1 protein-coding gene (only partly in view) is annotated in these 18,844 nt (G+C 68.1%); it reads left to right on the top strand.

All coding sequences use genetic code 11. From position 1 onward, the window contains the following. On the top strand, positions 1 to 18,844 hold the end of the coding sequence (locus tag OIE68_RS27165) for a non-ribosomal peptide synthase/polyketide synthase (RefSeq protein WP_419150807.1). 25,052 nt of this gene lie to the left of the window's left edge; 18,844 of the gene's 43,896 nt are visible here — the last part of the coding sequence; its start codon lies beyond the left edge, outside the window; the stop codon is at positions 18,842 to 18,844.

The raw sequence follows: 18,844 nt of genomic DNA, 5'->3' as shown, positions 1-18,844 counted from the left end.
CATGGTCGCGCACACCGCGCTGGCCGTGTTGTTGTCGCGGCTGTCCGGCGAGGAAGACATCGCGATCGGTACGCCGATCGCCGGACGTGGTGAGCGTGCGCTCGACGATCTGATCGGCATGTTCGTCAACACCCTGGTGCTGCGGACTCCGATCGACGGCGAGGCCACCTTCACCGAGTTGCTGCGCACCGTGCGCGCCATCGATATCGGCGCCTTCGGACACGCCGACCTGCCGTTCGAGCGGCTGGTGGAGATCCTGAATCCGGCCCGTTCGCAGGCGCGCCATCCGCTGTTCCAGGTGATGCTGTCGTTCCAGAACACCGGCCAGAACAGCCTGGAACTGCCCGGACTCACGGTCAGCGGTGTCGAACTGCCGATCGATGTGGCCAAATTCGATATGCAGCTGGTGCTTTCGGAGCAGACCGCGACTCCCATCAGCAATTCGAACGGTGCCGGTGCCACCACGGTCGCACCTTCGGGTATCGCGGCCGAATTGATCTACGCCACCGACCTTTTCGACGCCGACACCATGGCGGCGTTCGGACAGCGGTTCAACCGACTGCTGCAAGCCGTCGCGGTCGAACCGGATCGGGCCATCGGCGATATCGACCTGCTCGATGCGTCCGAAGCCGAACTGGCGCTGCGCGGCTGGAACGACACCGAGCGCGACCTCGGTGCGGTCGGCACGCTGGTCGAAGAATTCGCCGGGCAGGCAGCGGCGACACCGGATGCGGTCGCGATCGTGGACCCGGCGACGGGTGCGTCGTTGACCTATGCCGAATTCGGTGCCCGCGTGCACCGCTTGGCGCGTCGCCTCATCGCGGATGGTGTCGGCCCGGAGAGCCTGGTGGCCCTCGGTCTTCGGCGCTCCGTCGACCTCGTGGTCGCGGCGTACGCCGTGCAGGAGGCCGGTGGTGGTTATGTGCCGCTGGACCTCGATCAGCCCGCGGAGCGGATCGGCTACGTGCTCGATTCGGCCGCGCCGGTGTGTGTACTGACCACCTCGCGTGACGACTTCGACGGCACCGGTCTGCCCACAATCGTCATCGATGACCTGGATCTGTCCGAGTACTCGGACGAGCCGGTCACCGATGCGGAGCGGATTGCGCCGCTGCGGCCGAGCAACCCCGCGTACGTCATCTTCACCTCCGGTTCGACGGGGCGGCCGAAGGGTGTGGCGGTGTCGCATGCGGCCGTCGTCAACCAGATCCGTTGGATCACCGGTGAATACGGCATCGGTGCCGATGACGTCGTGTTGTTCAAGACCCCTGCCACGTTCGACGTGTCGGTGTGGGAGCTGTTCGGCCCGCTGAGCACCGGCGGCCGGATCGTCGTGGCCGGCCCGGACGGCCATCGTGACCCGCAGTACCTGGCCGATGTGATCGCGGCCGAGCGGGTCACCATGACCTCGTTCGTGCCCTCGATGCTGAGCGTCTTCGCGAGCAGCGTCGACGCGGCTGTCGGCAGCGAGGCACTGGTATCGCTGCGCGCACTCCTCATCGCCGGTGAGGCATTCACCGCCGATGCCGCGACCGCCATCCGCCGGGTCAGCTCGGCCGAGCTCTACAACCTGTACGGCCCGACCGAATTCACCGTCCACGCGACCCACGGCCCGGTGGCCGAGCGGGTCGAAGGCGCGGTGCCGATCGGCCTGCCGGTCTGGAATGCGCAGGCGTACGTGCTGGATTCGCGTCTGCACCCGGTGGCGCCGGGTGTCGCGGGTGAGTTGTACCTGGCCGGTGCGCAGTTGGCGCGCGGCTACTTCGGGCGTACCGATCTGACCGCGGATCGCTTCGTGGCCAACCCGTTCGGCGCACCGGGCGCTCGCATGTACCGCACCGGTGACCTGGTGACCCGGGCCGCCGACGGTTCGATCGTCTACCTCGGCCGTACCGACTTCCAGGTGAAGCTGCGCGGTCTGCGCATCGAGCTCGGTGAGATCGAAACCGCACTCACCGCACACGATTCGGTGGCACAGGCCGTGGCACTGGTGCGTTCGGACGCCAGGACCGGCGATCAGCTGGTCGGCTACGTGGTACCCGCGAACGGCGCCACCGTCGACCTCGACGCGCTGCGCACCCACCTGACCGCACAACTGCCGTCGTACATGGTCCCCGCGGCGCTCATGGTGCTCGACGCCATGCCGCTGAACCCCAACGGCAAGCTCGACCGCCGCGCACTGCCCGAACCCGCCTTCGAAGCCAAGGAATTCCGCGCACCGTCGACCCCGATCGAAGAGATCGTGGCCGACACCTTCGCCGAGGTACTCGGTCTGTCGACCGCGGACGGCGCGCGTCCGGTCGGTCTCGACGACGACTTCTTCGACCTCGGCGGCAACTCGCTGATCGCCACCCAGGTGGTCGCTCGCCTGGGCGCCGCACTCGACACCCGCGTTCCGGTGCGGCTGCTGTTCGAGGCGCCGAATGTCGCCGCGCTCGCCGCGCGGATGGAGGGGCAGCAGGGCACCGGCGGGCGTCGGGAACTGACGGCCGGACCGCGGCCGGAACAGATTCCGCTCTCGCTGGCCCAGCAGCGGATGTGGTTCCTCAACCGCTTCGACAACCAGACCGCCGTCAACAACATCCCGCTGGCGGTCCGGCTCACCGGCGCACTCGACACCGATGCGCTGCGCATGGCCGTCGCCGATGTGATGGACCGGCACGAGGTGCTGCGCACCGTCTACCCGGAGACCGCCGACGGTCAGGGTGTACAGGTCGTGCTGCCCACCGGTCAGGTCCACCTCGACCTGACCCCGGTCGTGGTGTCCGAGACCGATATTCGCGATCGGATCAGCGAACTGGTGCTGACCGGCTTCGACGTCACTGCCGAAGTTCCGGTGCGGGCCAAGCTGTTCCGGCTCGGGGCGCCGATGGACGGCTCGCTGCCCGATACCCACGTGCTGGTCTTCGTGGTGCACCACATCTCCGGTGACGGCTGGTCGGTGCGTCCGCTGGCCCGCGATGTGATGGTCGCCTACGCGGCCCGCACCCGCGGCGAATCGCCCGCCTGGGCGCCGCTGGCGGTGCAGTACGCCGACTTCGCGCTCTGGCAGCGCGACACCCTCGGCTCCGAGGACGATCCGGAATCGCTGATCGCCCAGCAGGTCGCGTACTGGTCGCGGAATCTGGCCGGTCTGCCCGATCAGCTGGACCTGCCGTCGGATCGTTCGCGGCCGGCCGTCGCGTCCAACCGCGGTGACGTCTACGAATTCGGCATCGACGCGCAGTTGCTGACCGAGCTCAACGCACTGGCCCGCGCGAACGGCGCGAGCCTGTTCATGGTGGTGCACGCGGCGTTTGCTGCCCTATTGTCCCGTTTGTCCGGCAGCGACGATATCGCCATCGGCACCGCCGTCGCGGGTCGCGGTGAGGCCGTGCTCGACGACGCGATCGGCATGTTCGTCAATACGCTCGTGCTGCGCACGCCGGTCGATTCCGGTGCGTCCTTCGCCGACTTGGTCGCGCGGGCACGGGAAACCGATCTGGCCGCCTTCGGCCACGCCGACCTGCCGTTCGAGCGGCTGGTCGACATCCTCAACCCGGCCCGTTCACAGGCGCGGCATCCGCTGTTCCAGGTGATGCTGTCGTTCCAGAACACCGGTGAGGCATCGTTCGAACTGCCCGGTCTCGAGGTGGCCGGTGTGCCGCTCGACGTGGTGACCGCGAAGTTCGATCTGCACCTGAACCTCGCCGACCGGCTCGACGCGGCCGGTAGTGCGGACGGCATGACCGCCGAATTCGCTTACGCGACGGATATGTTCGACGCGAAGACGATCGCCGGTGTCGCACAGCGGCTCGTCCGCCTGCTGCATGCGGTGGTCGCGGATCCGGCCGTCGCGGTCGGTGACGTCGATCTGCTCGATGCCGCCGAGCACACCTTGGTGCTCGAAAAGTGGAACGAGACGGCGTATGTCGTCGATGCCCAGGCCACCCTGGTCTCGATGTTCGAGGAGCAGGCGGTCCGGAGCCCGAAGTCGATCGCGCTGACGTTCGAGGGGACAAGTCTGTCCTACGGTGAATTCACCTCCCGGGTGAATCGCCTTGCCCGGTACCTGGTTTCGCTGGGTGTCGGACCCGATTCGATGGTCGCGCTCGGCATGCGCCGATCCTTCGAGCTGGTGATCGGCATGTACGCGGTGAGCGTGGCCGGTGGCGCGTATGTGCCGCTGGATCCGGATCATCCGGCCGACCGCACCCGGTATGTGCTCGACACCGCGCAGCCGGTCTGCGTGCTGACCACCGCCGCGGACGAGTTCGACGCGGCATCGACGCCGACGCTCGAGATCGAGGCACTGGATCTCTCGGCATTCTCCGACGAACCGCTGATCGATGCGGAACGCCTTGCGCCGCTGCGGCCTTCGAATACCGCGTACGTGATCTTCACCTCGGGTTCGACCGGTCGTCCGAAGGGTGTGGCCGTCAGCCATGCCGCGATCGTCAACCGCCTGGTCTGGATGCAGGCCGAATACGGGCTGGACCGCGGCGATGTGGTCCTGCAGAAGACGCCCGCCACCTTCGACGTGTCGGTATGGGAATTCTGGTGGCCGCTGCAGGTCGGCGCGCGCCTGGTCATCGCGAAGCCGGACGGCCATCGCGATCCGGCGTACCTGGTGCGGACCATCGCCGACGAGCAGGTCACCACGGTGCACTTCGTGCCGTCCATGCTGTCGGTCTTCGTGGCCGACGACCGCGCGGGCGAATGCTTCGACCTGCGCAATGTCTTCGCCTCCGGTGAGGCGCTGCCCGCGGTGACCGCACAGCGCTTGCGCGAGCTGACCGGTGTCTGGCTGCACAACCTGTACGGCCCGACCGAGGCCGCGGTCGACGTCACCTATCACGAGGTCACCGATGCCGATACGGTGTCGGTGCCGATCGGTGCGCCGGTATTCAACACCCAGGTGTACGTGCTGGATTCGCGACTGCACCCGGTTCCGGTCGGTGTCGCCGGTGAGCTGTACCTCGCGGGCGAACAGTTGGCGCGCGGTTATGTGGCGCGTCCGGATCTGACCGCGGATCGCTTCGTGGCCAACCCGTTCGGCACCGGCGCGCGCATGTATCGCACTGGTGACCTCGTCACCTGGACCGCGAACGGTGAGCTGGAATACCTGGGCCGCACCGACTTCCAGGTGAAGCTGCGCGGTCTGCGCATCGAACTCGGCGAGATCGAATCTGCGCTCACCGCGTTGGGGACGATCGCGCAGGCGGCCGTGGTGGTTCGCTCCGACGACCGTCTCGGTGATCAGCTGGTCGCGTATGTGATCGCGGCGGCGGATCGTTCGATCGATATCGACCAGGTGCGCGCCGAACTCGCGGGTGATCTGCCCGCGTACATGGTGCCGACCGCCTTCGTCGTACTGGATGCGTTCCCGCTCAACGCTTCCGGCAAGCTGGATCGCAAGGCGCTGCCCGCGCCGGTATTCGAGGCGAAGGTGTTCCGCGCACCGTCCACCCCGATCGAGGAGATCGTGGCGGGCGTATTCAGCGATGTGCTCGGCGTCGCACGGGTCGGCCTGGACGACGACTTCTTCGAACTCGGCGGCAACTCGCTGCTGGCCACCCAGGTGACCGCGCGCATCGGCGCGGCGCTGGATACCCAGCTCGCGGTCCGCGATCTGTTCGAGGCATCGACGGTCGCCGCGCTGGCGGCCAAGGCCGAACACAATGCCGGATCCGGCCGCACCCGGCCGCGGCTGGTCGCGGGGGAGCGCCCGGCCCGGGTGCCGCTCTCGCCCGCGCAGCAGCGGTACTGGTTCCTCAACCAGTTCGATACCACCACCTCGGCCGTGGACAACATCCCGCTCGCGGTGCGGTTGTCCGGTGCGCTGGATGTGCGGGCGCTGGAAAAGGCGCTCGGCGATGTGTTCGCCCGGCACGAGGTGCTGCGGACCACCTACCCGAGTTCGGCCAGTGGCCCGCACCAGGTGATCCTGCCCGCCGACCAGGCCGTGCCGGAGCTGACCGTCATCGATATCTCGGAATCGGACCTGGTCGGCGCGGTGATCGAATTCGCGCTCACCACCTTCGATGTCACCGTGCAGGTGCCGCTGAAGGTGGGGCTGTTCCGGCTCGCCGAACAGGAACACGTGCTGGCGTTCACGGTGCACCATGTCGCTGCCGACGGTTCGTCGATGGGTCCGCTGGCCCGCGACGTCATGGCGGCGTATGTGGCACGGGCGCAGGGTGAGATCCCGCAGTGGCAGCCGCTGCCGGTGCAGTACGCCGACTACGCGCTGTGGCAGCGTACGGTACTCGGCTCCGAGGAGGATCCGGAATCGCTCGCGGCGCAGCAGGTCGCCTACTGGCAGTCCGCGCTCGCGGGTATGCCCGATCAGCTGGAGCTGCCCGCAGACCGGCCGCGCCCGCGCGCGCAGTCGTTCCAGGGCAAGGCGATTCGCTTCGAGATCGCACCGGACAAGCACGCCAAGCTGCACGAGCTGGCGCGGGCCAAGCACGCCTCGCTGTTCATGGTCGTGCACGCGGCGCTGGCCGTACTGCTCTCGCGGCTCTCGGGTACCGACGACATCGCGGTCGGTACCCCGATCGCGGGGCGCGGTGAACGCGAACTCGACGATCTGATCGGTATGTTCGTCAACACCTTGGTGTTCCGGACCATCATCGAGCCCGGTGACACCTTCGCCGACCTGCTCGCCGATGTGCGCGACCGGGACCTGGAGGCATTCGCGAACGCCGATGTGCCGTTCGAGCGGCTGGTCGAGGTGCTCAACCCGGAGCGTTCGACGGCGCGCAATCCGCTGTTCCAGGTCGGACTCTCGTTCCAGAACCTGGCCGAGACCACCTTCACGCTGCCCGGCCTGTCGGTCAGTGCGGTGAACTTCGATTCGCAGCTGGCCAAGACCGATCTGCACGTCACGCTGTACGACCGCTACGCCGAGGACGGTACGCCCGCCCAGATCGTCGCCGAATTCGGTTACGCCATCGATCTGTTCGACGAGGCGACGGTGCAGGGTTTCGCCGACCGCTTCGTATTGGTGCTCGATGCCGTGCTGGCCGACGCCGACGTGCGGGTCGGCGAGATCGATCTGCTCTCGCCCGCCGAGAACACGCGAATTCTGCACGCCTGGAACGACACCGCGCATTCGCTCGACATCGACGCCTCGACCACGCTGGTGTCGCTGCTGGACGGCACGGTGGCGGCGAGCCCGGATGCGGTGGCGCTGGTGGCCGAGGACGCGACGCTCACCTACGCCGAGTTGGACGGCCGGGCCAACCGCCTGGCGCGTCACCTGATCACGCTCGGTGTCGGTACGGAGGACCGGGTGGCGCTGGCCATTCGGCGCTCGGTGGATCTCGTGGTCGCGATGTACGCGGTGGCGAAGTCCGGTGCGGCGTATGTGCCGATCGATCCCGATCAGCCCGCCGAGCGCACCGACTACATCCTGACCACCGCGGCACCGGTCTGTGTGCTGACCACCGGACGCGATGATTTCCACAGCGCCGTGACCGAGGTGGTGTCGCTCGACGAGCTGGATCTATCCGGCGTTGCGGACGGTCCGATCACCGACGGCGACCGGTTGCGGCCGCTGGCCGCGGCGAATACGGCGTACGTGATCTTCACGTCGGGCTCGACCGGCCAGCCGAAGGGCGTGGCGGTGCCGCATGCGGCGATCGTCAACCAGTTGCTGTGGAAGACAGCCGAATTCGGCCTCGGCGCCGATGACGCGGTGCTGCTCAAGACCGCGGCCACCTTCGACCTGTCGGTCTGGGAGTTCTGGTCGGCCGCCGTCTGCGGTGGCCGGTTGGTCATCGCCGATGCCGATGGTCACCGCGATCCCGCCTACCTCAACGAGTTGATGCGCTCCACCGGCGTCACGACACTGCACGTGGTGCCGTCGATGCTGGACGCGCTGCTCACCGAATCCGGTCGCCGCCTGCCGCAGTCGCTGCGGCGGGTGCTGGCGATCGGTGAGGCGCTGCCCGCGACGACCGCGCAGCGATTCCGGCGTGACAACGCGGCCGAGCTGTTCAACCTGTACGGCCCCACCGAGGCCGCGGTGTCGATCACCGCGCACACCGTCACCGATGCCGACACCGTTTCGGTGCCGATCGGTGCTCCGGAGTGGAACAGCCAGGTGTACGTGCTGGATTCGCGGCTGCGTCCGGTTCCGGTCGGTGTCTCCGGTGAGCTGTACTTGGCCGGTGCGCAGTTGGCGCGCGGTTACTTCGGACGCGTGGAGCTGACCGCGGATCGCTTCGTGGCCAACCCGTTCGGCACCGGCGAGCGCATGTACCGCACCGGTGACCTGGTGGCCTGGAACAGCGAGGGCGGGCTGGAGTATCGCGGACGCACCGACTTCCAGGTGAAGATCCGCGGTTTCCGGATCGAGCTCGGTGAGATCGAGGCGGCCCTGCTGCGGCAGCCCGAGGTTGCGGCCACTGCGGTGCTCGCACACACCGACCCGAATCTGGGCGACCGGCTGGTCGCTTACGTGGTGCCCGAAGTCGATGAGCTCGACAACACGCGGCTGCAATCGGCGTTGGCCGCCGAGCTGCCGTCCTACATGGTGCCGTCGGTCTTCCTCACCCTCGATGCGCTGCCGTTGAACGCGAACGGCAAGCTGGATCGAAAGGCATTGCCGGAGCCCACCTTCGAGAAGGCCGTCTTCCGCGCGCCGGTCACCCCGATCGAGGAGATCGTCGCGAATACCTTCGCCGAGGTGCTGCACCTCGGTTCCGGAGCGCAGGCGCAGCGGCTCGGCCTGGATGACGACTTCTTCGCGTGGGGCGGCAACTCGCTGCTCGCGACGCAGGTCGCGGCGCGCCTCGGCGCGGCGCTGAACACCCGCGTCCCGGTGCGACTGCTGTTCGAGGCGCCGACCGTCGGCGCACTGGCCATCCGGGTCGAACAGCACGCCGACGGGCGCGGACGGCACGCGCTGGTCGCCGGTCCACGGCCGGAACATATTCCGCTGTCGCTGGCGCAGCAGCGGATGTGGTTCCTCAACCGCTTCGACACCCAGTCCGCTGCCTACAACGTCCCGATCGCGGTGCGGCTGACCGGCGCGCTCGATGTGGCCGCACTGCGCGCCGCGATCGCGGATCTGGTGCGCAGGCACGAGGTCCTGCGCACCATCTACCCGGAGACCGCGTCGGGTGCGGTGCAGCTGATTCTGCCGGTGGGACAGGCGATTCCGGAGCTGGACGTCCGGACGGTCACACCGGATCAGGTCGAAACCGCTGTGGTCGAGTTGATTTCGGCGCCGTTCGACGTCACCGCCGAGGTGCCGGTGCGGGTGCGGTTGTTCGAGATCGACACCGAAAGTTCGGCTCCCGAGTACGTGATCGCGATGGTCGTGCACCATATCGCCGGTGACGGCTCGTCGATGGGACCGCTGACGCGGGATCTGATGACGGCGTACGCGGCCCGCTCGGCGGGTGTCGCACCCAACTGGGCGCCACTGGAGGTCCAGTACGCGGATTACAGCATCTGGCAGCGCGAACTGCTCGGCAGCGAGGACGATCCGGAATCGCTGATGTCCAAGCAGGTCGCCTACTGGCGGACCGCACTGGCCGATCTGCCGGAGCAGCTGGACCTGCCCGCGGATCGCCCGCGGCCCGCGGTGCAGTCCTTCGCGGGTGGCACCGTCGAGGTACGCATCGACGCCGATACCCACCGCGGTCTCAGCGGCGTGGCACAGGCCGAGGGTGCGACGCTGTTCATGATCGTGCACACGGCGCTGGCCGTCCTGTTGTCCCGGCTGTCCGGCACAGACGACATCGCGATCGGTACGCCGATGGCGGGCCGCGGTGAGGCGGCGCTGAACGACCTGATCGGCACGTTCATCAACACCTTGGTATTCCGTACCCGGCTGGATTCGGCCGAGCCGTTCGCGGATCTGCTCGGACGGCAGCGGAAAACCGACATCCAGGCGTTCGCCAATGCCGATGTGCCGTTCGAGCGGTTGGTCGAGGTGCTGAACCCGGTGCGTTCGCAGGCGCGGCATCCGCTGTTCCAGGTGGGTCTGTCGTTCCAGAACCTGGCCCAGACCACCCTGGAATTGCCGGATCTCACGGTCTCCGGCGTGGAGTTCGATACCCGCATCTCCCAGTTCGACCTGCACCTGATTCTCAGCGACCTGTACGACGAGTCCGGGGCTCCCGCGGGCATCGCCGGCGTATTCACCTACGCCACCGATCTCTTCGACCGGAGCACGGTCGAAGGGTTCGCGGACCGGTTCACCAGGCTGCTCGGCGAGATCATCACCGCGCCGCGTGCGGCGGTGGGCGATCTCGAGCTGCTCACGTCGGTGGAGCGGGAACGGATGCTGGATGGCTGGAATGCCAGCGCGCATCCGGTGCAGCCCGAACTGCTGCTCGACGGGTACCGGCGCGCCGCAGCGGCGCATCCGGATGCCGTCGCGGTGGTGTTCGAAGGCGCCGCCCTTACCTACCGCGAATTCGACGAACGGGTGAACAGACTTGCCCGCCTGTTGATTTCGCAGGGTGTCGGTGCCGAGTCGCTGGTCGGCCTCGCAGTTCGGCGGTCGTTGGATCTGGTTGTCGGCATGTACGCGATCGTGACGGCCGGTGGCGCGTATGTGCCGCTGGATCCGGATCATCCGGCGGAGCGGATCGCGCACATTCTGGATACCGCCCAGCCCGCGTGCGTGGTCACCACCGCGGCCGACGCGGTGCCGGTTCCCGCGGACATCCCGGTGCTCGAACTGGATTCGCTGGAGCTGGACGGGTTCTCCTCCGCTCCGATCGAACCCGGTGAGCTGCTGCGCCCGGTCACCCGGGACAACCCGGCTTACGTCATCTTCACCTCGGGTTCGACCGGGCGTCCCAAGGGCGTCGCGGTATCGCACGAGGCGATCAACAATCAGATCGAGTGGATGCTCGCGGAGTACCCGCTCGGCTCGGCCGACGTGTACCTGCAGAAGACCGCCACCACGTTCGATGTGTCGCTGTGGGGCTACTTCATGCCACTGCGCGCGGGCGCGAAGCTGGTGGTCGCCACCCACGACGGCCATCGCGACCCGGCCTACGTGGCGGATGCGATTGCCGCGCACGGGGTTACCGTCACCGACTTCGTGCCGTCCATGCTGACGGTGTTCGCCGCACAGCTGGCAGCGGGCTCGCTGCCGACGCTGCGGGACGTGTTCGTGATCGGTGAGGCGCTGCCGCCGGAAACGGTGACGGCGTGGCGGTCCGTTTCGGATGCGGTGCTGCACAACCTGTACGGGCCGACGGAGGCCGCGGTGTCGGTGACCTACTGGCCCGCGCGCGACACGGATGTGCGCACCGTGCCGATCGGCTTGCCGCAGTGGAACACCCAGGTGTTCGTGCTGGATGCGCGGCTGCGGCCGGTGCCTGCCGGGGTGGCCGGTGAGCTGTACCTGGCCGGTGATCAGCTGGCCCGCGGTTACGTCGCGCGGCCGGATCTGACCTCGGATCGCTTCGTGGCCAACCCGTTCGCGCCCGGTGCGCGGATGTACCGCACCGGCGACCTGGTGGTCTGGCGCGAACCGGCGGATGCGGATCATCGCCTCGAATATCTGGGGCGCACCGACTTCCAGGTGAAGTTCCGCGGACAGCGGATCGAGCTCGGCGAGATCGAGACGGCGCTGCTCGCCCATGCCGCGGTGAGCCAGGCGGTGGCGCTGGTAGCCGCGTCGGCGCTGGGCGACCAGTTGGTCGCCTACGTGGTTCCCGCGCCGGGGCAGTCGATCGACCAGCGGACACTGCTGGCCGAGGTGTCGGATGTACTTCCGGCCTATATGGTTCCGGCGGCCGTCGTGGTGCTCGACGCCTTCCCGCTGAATTCCAGCGGCAAGCTCGACCGCAAGGCCCTGCCCGAACCGACCTTCACCACTCGCGAATTCCGCTCCCCGGCAACGCCGGTGGAGGAGATCGTGGCGGGCGTCTTCAGCGATGTGCTCGGTATCGAGCGCGTGGGCGCCGACGACGACTTCTTCGCCCTCGGCGGCAACTCGCTGGTCGCCACCCAGGTGGTCGGGCGCCTGAGCGCCGCGATCGGTGGGCGGGTGCCGGTGCGCGCGCTGTTCGAGGCGCCGACCGTGGCGGCCCTGGCGGTGAAGCTGGAGCAGCTGTCCGGTGTGGGCGAGCGGCGGCCGCTGGTCGCCGGTCCGCGGCCGGATCCGGTGCCGTTGTCGCTGGCGCAGCAGCGGATGTGGTTCCTGAACCGCTTCGACACCGAGTCGGCGGCCTACAACCTGCCCATCGCGGTCCGGTTGACCGGTGCGCTGGATGTCGACGCGCTGCGGGCGGCCATGGCGGATCTGGTCGGCAGGCACGAGATTCTGCGGACGGTGTACCCGGAGACCGCAGGCGCCCCGGCGCAGGTGATTCTGCCGGTGGCGCAGGCTGTTCCGGCTCTGGACCTGCGGCCGATCGCGGCCGCCGAGCTGGAATCCACGGTGATCGCGGTGATGGCGGCGCCGTTCGACGTCACCGCCGAGGTGCCGGTGCGGATCGAGCTGTTCCAGGTGACGGACGCACCCGCCGCTGTGTCCTCGGGTCGCTCCGCAGGCTCCGCTCCTGCCCCGAACGAGTTCGTGCTGGTGCTCGTGGTGCACCACATCGCCGGTGACGGTTCGTCGATGGGCCCGCTGACCCGGGATCTGATGACGGCGTACGCGGCCCGCTCGGTCGGCGAGTCGCCCACGTGGGCGCCGCTGCCGGTGCAGTACGCGGACTACTCGATCTGGCAGCGCGAACTGCTCGGCAGCGAGGATGATCCGGAGTCGTTGGCGGCCAAGCAGATCGCCTACTGGCAGTCGGCATTGGCGGATGTGCCGGATCAGCTGGATCTGCCATCGGATCGCCCGCGTCCCGCCGTGCAGTCCTTCACGGGCGGCAAGGTCGAGCTGAGTATCGATGCCGAAACGCATCGTGCGCTGGTCGGTCTGGCCAGGGCCGAGGGGGCGACGCTGTTCATGGTGGTGCACACCGCATTCGCGGTAATGCTCTCGCGGCTCTCCGGAACCGATGACATCGCGATCGGCACACCGATGGCCGGTCGTGGTGAGGCTGTGCTCGACGATCTGATCGGCATGTTCGTGAACACCTTGGTGTTCCGTACCCAGTTGGAGCGCGGCGAGGCGTTCACGGATCTGCTCGGGCGCCAGCGCGAAACGGATATCCAGGCGTTCGCGCATGCGGATGTGCCGTTCGAGCGGTTGGTCGAGGTGCTGAACCCGGTGCGTTCGCAGGCTCGGCATCCGCTGTTCCAGGTGGGTCTGTCGTTCCAGAACCTGGCGCGGACCACGCTGGAACTGCCCGGGCTCACGGTGGCCGGATTCGATATCGACACCCAGCTGTCGCAGTTCGATCTGCATCTGATCGTGGCGGACAGCTACGACGAGCACGGCACTCCGTCGGGTATGGGTGGGTACTTCACCTACGCCACCGACCTGTTCGATCCGGATACCGTCCGTGGCTTCGCCGATCGCTTCGCACGTGTGCTCGCGGAGATCATCGCGGCGCCGCGCTCGGCTGTCGGCGATCTCGAGATCATGGCCGCGGACGAACGCCGCGAACTGGTCTCCGGCCGGAATGCGACAGCGCACCAGGTGGATGCCTCCGCGACGCTGGCCTCGCTGCTGGATCGGACCGTGGCCGCCACACCGGACGCGGTGGCGCTGGTCGGCGACGACGAAACCGCCGTCACCTACGGCGAGCTCGGCTCCCGGGTGAATCAGCTTGCGCGGCACCTGATTTCGCTGGGCGTCGGACCGGAGGCGCGGGTGGCGCTCGCGCTGCGCCGCTCGGTGGACCTGGTGGTCGCGATGTACGCGGTGACCCAGGCCGGTGGCGCGTACGTGCCGCTGGATCCGGATCAGACGGGTGAGCGGACCGACTACATTCTCGAAACCGCTCGGCCACTGTGTGTGGTGACCAACGCCGACACCGATTTCCAGACCTCGGTGACCGCCGTCGTCCGGATGGATGCAGTCGCGGACGTCACGGACGCGCCGATCGCCGACGCGGAGCGGATCGCGCCATTGCGCGCGGCGAATACGGCCTACGTGATCTTCACGTCGGGTTCGACCGGTCGCCCCAAGGGTGTCGCGGTGCCGCATGCGGCGATCGTCAACCAGTTGCTGTGGAAGACAGCCGAATTCGGCTTGGGCGCCGAGGATGCGGTGCTGCTGAAGACGGCCGCGACCTTCGACCTCTCGGTGTGGGAGTTCTGGTCGGCGGCGGTTTCCGGTGGCCGACTGGTCATCGCGTCCGCCGACGGACATCGCGATCCGTCCTACCTCAACACGCTGATGCGCGATACCGCCGTCACCACCTTGCATGCGGTGCCGTCGATGCTGGATGCGCTGCTGATCGAATCGGACGGACAACTGCCCGAGTCGTTGCGCCGGGTGCTCGCCATCGGTGAGGCGCTGCCCGCCGCGACGGCGCAGCGGTTCCGGGAGTCGAATGCGGCCGGCCTGTTCAACCTCTACGGTCCGACCGAGGCCGCGGTCTCGATCACCAACCACGAGGTGACCGATGCGGACACCGTCTCGGTGTCGATCGGTGCTCCGGAGTGGAACAGCCGTGTCTACGTGCTGGATTCGCGGTTGCGCCCGGTGCCGGTGGGTGTTTCGGGTGAGTTGTATCTGGCCGGTGCGCAATTGGCGCGTGGCTACTTCGGCCGGGTCGATCTGACCGCGGAGCGGTTCGTGGCCGATCCGTTCGAATCCGGCGCCCGGATGTACCGTACCGGTGACCTGGTGGCCTGGAATGCCGTTGGTGAGCTGGAGTATCGCGGCCGCACCGACTTCCAGGTCAAGATCCGCGGTTTCCGCATCGAACTCGGCGAGATCGAGGCGGCCCTGCTGCGGCAGACCTCGATCGCCTCGGCAGCGGTGCTCGCGCATACCGATCCGGCACTCGGTGACCGCCTGGTCGCCTATGTGGTCCCGACCACCGGTGAGCTCGATAAGGGTGCAGTGCAGTCTGCACTGGCCGCGGAGCTGCCCTCCTACATGGTGCCGAGCGCCTTCCTGGCGCTGGACACCCTGCCGCTCAATGCGAATGGCAAGCTCGATCGAAACGCCTTGCCGCAGCCCACCTTCGAACATGCCGCTTTCCGCGCGCCGGTCTCCCCGGTCGAGCAGATCGTGGCCGGTGTGTTCGCCGATGTGCTCGGTATCGAACGGATCGGCGCGGACGACGACTTCTTCGCAGTCGGCGGTAACAGCATCCTGTCGATCCAGCTGGTATCGCGGGCGAAGGCACAGGGCGTGGTGTTCTCCGTGCGCGACGTCTTCGACCAGCGCAGCGTCGCCGGACTCGCCGCGATCGCGACCTCGGCCGCAGATCTGCGGCAGGCGACCATGGCGGAGCTGCCCGGTGGTGGGATCGGCGAGATCCCGCTGCCGCCCGGCATCGCCGCGGTGCTGGCGAACGGCACGGCGTACCAGCGCTTCTCCTACGAGGCGGCGGTGGCACTGCCGAGCGACCTCGACGGGGATCGGCTGCGTGCGGCGATCGCCGCCCTGGTCGATCGGCACGATGCGCTGCGCACTCGTCTGCGCCAGGTCGACGAGGTCTGGGAATTCGAAGCACTCGAGCGCGGTGCCATCGATATCGATGCGCTGGTGCAAGAGGTCGCATTCGATACCGCCCTCGACGACGACTACGGCTATGACGAGCTCATGCGGCTCGCCGACAACGAACGCGCGGCCGCCGCGGATCGCCTCGATCCGGCCAACGGTGTAATGGCGCAGTTCGTGCGCTGCACCGCCGACCGGCTCGACGGCGGCAACTTCATGCTCGTCGTGGTGCACGGCTTCGCGGCCGATCCGAAGTCCCTCGGCATCCTGACCGGCGATCTGCTCGATCTGCTCGCCGACGACCAGGTCGCCCTGCCGGAGGTCGGTACCTCGCTGCGGCGTTGGGCCTACGGCCTGACCGAGCAGGCGAGCGGCCGCGCCGCCGAACTGCCGTTCTGGCAAAAGGTTTCGGCCACACCCGATCCGCTGCTCGGCGCGCGCGCCTTCGATCCGGCGCTGGATACCGTCGCCACGACGCGACGGGTCCGCATCGAGGTGCCGACGGAGATCTCCGAGGTCCTGCTCACCACGGTTCCGGCGCGGTTCCACGGCGGCGTGCCGGACGGGCTGCTGTCGGCCTTGGCCATGGCGCTGGTGCGCTGGCGCGGTGCAGAGCACGGATCGGATGTGCTGATCCGGCTCGACGGTGACGCTCGGGCGGCGGTCAGCGGTGCCGAATTGTCGCGCACCGTCGGTGCTTTCACCGCCGTCTACCCGGCCCGTCTCGCGCTGAGCGGGATCGATCTGGCCGACGCGTTCGACGGCGGCGCTGCCGCGGGTTCGATCATCAAGTCGGTGAAGGAACAACTGCTCGCGGTGCCCGATCAGGGCGTCGGCCACGGGCTGCTGAATCTCCCGCTGGCGGGTCAGGTCGGCTTCCGGTACCAGGAAGCGGCGATCAAGACCGAGCGGGATGCCACCATGCCCGCGAACGGTGCGCTCGATATCGCCGTCACCGTCGGCGACGAGGACGATGGTCCGCGGCTGCTGGCCACCTTCGAGTTCCCGGTCGGTCTGCTGTCCCCGGAGCAGGTACAGGAGTTGGCGGAGCTGTGGGTTGCCGCGCTGACCGCGCTGGCGAAGCACGCGCAGCGGCCGGACGCCGGCGGTCATACGCCGTCGGATCTGCCGCTGGTGCAGGTCGGCCAGGCCGATATCGACCTGTGGGAGCAGACCTACCCGGGCCTCGACGATGTCTGGCCGGTCTCGCCGCTGCAGTCCGGCCTGCTCTTCCACGCGCTGATGACCACGGCCACCGTGGACGTCTACACCATGCAGGCCGTGGTGCAGCTGGCCGGAGCGGTCGATGTGGAGCGGTTGCACGCGGCCGCGCAGGCGATCCTGGATCGATACCCGAACCTGCGCACCGCATTCGTCACCGATTCCACCGGTCAGGTCCGGCAGGTCGTGCTCGATCGGATCGAAGTGCCCTGGCGCATCGAGGATCTCACCGATGTGCCGGAGGCGGAGCGGGCCGACGAACTGCGTCGCCGGATCGATGCCGACCATGCGGACCGCTTCGATATGTCCAGCCCGCCGCTGGTGCGCTACACGCTGTTGCGCACCGCGGCCGAGGAATGGACGCTGGCGATCACCACGCACCACGTGCTGATCGACGGCTGGTCGATGCCGCTGTTGATGCGGGATCTGCTGGTGCTCTACGCGACGCGTGGCGACCAGTCGGCACTGCCGCAGGTCTCCTCCTACCGCGACTTCCTGGACTGGCTCGCCACTCGCGATCAGGACGCGTCGCTGCGGGTCTGGGCCGATGCCTTCGACGGTGCGACCGAACCGACCGAATTGGCGCCGCCGGCGCGGACGGCCGAGACCTACGAGACCGCAAAATTGGTCACCGAGATCGACGCCGACCGCACCCGTCAGCTGACCAAGCACTGCGCCGAACTCGGCATTACCGTCAACACCCTGGTGCAGGCGGCTTGGGGCATCCTGCTCGGCAGGCTCACCGGCCGCGCCGATGTGGTCTTCGGCGCCACCGTGTCGGGTCGGCCCGCCGAGCTGACCGGTGTGGAGTCGATGGTCGGTCTGTTCATCAATACGCTCCCGGTCCGGGTGCGCATCGATGACCGCGCGACCATCGACGATCAGCTCGAGCGGTTGCAGCGCGACCAGACCGACCTGCTCGACCACCACTACGTCGGCCTGTCCGATATCCAGCGGGCCGCCGGAATCGCCTCGCACTTCGACACCCTGCTGGTGTTCGAGTCCTACCCGATCGATCGGGAGGCGATCGCCGCGGCGAGTTCGATCGACGGCATGTCGGTGACCGGTGTCGGTATGGAAAGCGCGACGCACTACCCGCTCACCCTGCAGGTGACCGCGGAGTCCACCCTCGAATTCACCTTCGAGTACCTGCTCAGCCGGTTCACCGCCGAAGAGGTGGAAACCTTGTCCACCAGGCTGATCCGCGTACTGGACGCACTGCTCGGCGATCCCGCCGGACTGGTCGGCGATATCGATATCCTCGATGCCGGTGAGCGGGCCCGCCTGCTCGTCGAATCCGGTATCGCGGCAACGGCGGCCGCACCGGAACCGGTGGGCCGGGTCGGTGCGCGCACGGTGTCGAAGGTGCTCGCCGAGGTGGTCGAGGCGGATCCGGAGGCGCCCGCGCTGCTGGTGGACGGCGACGAAATCGCCTACCACGTCCTGGATCGCCGTTCCTCGCAACTGGCCCGGGTGCTCATCGCGCACGGTGCCGGACCCGGCGATGTGGTGGCCCTGGCGCTGCCGCGTTCGGTGGACGCGGCGGTCGCGGTCTGGGCCATCCAGAAGGCCGGTGCCGCCTGCCTCTTCGCCGGTGATCTGTCCGCCGCCGAAATGACCACCGCCGGAGCAGGTTTCGGTATCACGCTGGAACCGACCGACGGCCCGATCAACTGGCTGGTCCCGAGCGACCCGACGGTCCAGGCCGAATTGGCAGCCGCCCCATCGCACCCGGTCTCCTACGCCGATCGGGTCCGCCCGCTCGCTGAGGAGCACCCGGCCTTCGTAGTCCTCGCAGCCGACGGCGCCCCCCGCGCCTTCAGTCAGACCGAGGCCCTCGAACAGGCCGAGCAGTTCCGCTCGGAATACGAGATCGATTACGAGTCGACGACCTTCACCACCGCGGTCTCGGGTCGAGTCGCCTTCCTCGAATCCCTGGCCGCAGCAACCGCAGGCGCACTCTCGGTGCTCCCCGGCGCGGACGACATCGCGGACGACCTGGCCGACGGCGAGGTCACCCACTGGTTCGTCACCGTGCACGAGTCGACGGATGCCGCGGACGAGGACGTGCGAATCGTGGTCATCGAGTAG

Source organism: Nocardia vinacea, assembly GCF_035920345.1.
Lineage (GTDB): Bacteria > Actinomycetota > Actinomycetes > Mycobacteriales > Mycobacteriaceae > Nocardia > Nocardia vinacea_A.
Note: the sequence above shows the minus strand (reverse complement) of the source record. Positions and strands in the feature narration are given on the sequence as shown.